The 356-nt window shown below is 30.1% G+C and carries 1 protein-coding gene; it reads right to left on the reverse strand.

Translation table 11 applies throughout. The features are described from left to right. Positions 1 to 349: GNAT family N-acetyltransferase (locus tag LI112_RS17965; RefSeq protein WP_227191216.1), on the reverse strand; the 349-nt coding region annotated here is incomplete at its 3' end. Positions 350 to 356 lie beyond the last annotated feature (7 nt).

Genomic DNA, 356 nt, shown 5'->3' on the forward strand with positions numbered 1-356 from the left:
CTTCTCTTTGGTAAAAAGAAATTGCTCTGGCATTCTTCTGGTATACATTTAATCGTAAGCTAACTTTTTTATCCTTAACATAATCTAATAAAAGCTTACCTATGCCACATGACTGCATTTCATCGGAGACAAAAATACCTTCTATATATTTATCATTTAGTCCTACAAATCCTTGTATCATTTTATCTGCTTCAAACACATAAACTTCGTATTGTGACATCATTTCTTTTACTAATTCATAATTACTTTTCCAGTATTGATTGGAAATAAAATAATGTGCTTTCAGATTTGTCTTTAACCATATGTCAGCAACTCTATCGATATCTCCGTTCAGCAACTTTCTAATCATAACAAAT

The sequence above is a fragment of the Blautia sp. 210820-DFI.6.14 genome, from assembly GCF_020558815.1.
In the GTDB taxonomy this organism is placed as follows: domain Bacteria; phylum Bacillota; class Clostridia; order Lachnospirales; family Lachnospiraceae; genus Blautia_A; species Blautia_A obeum.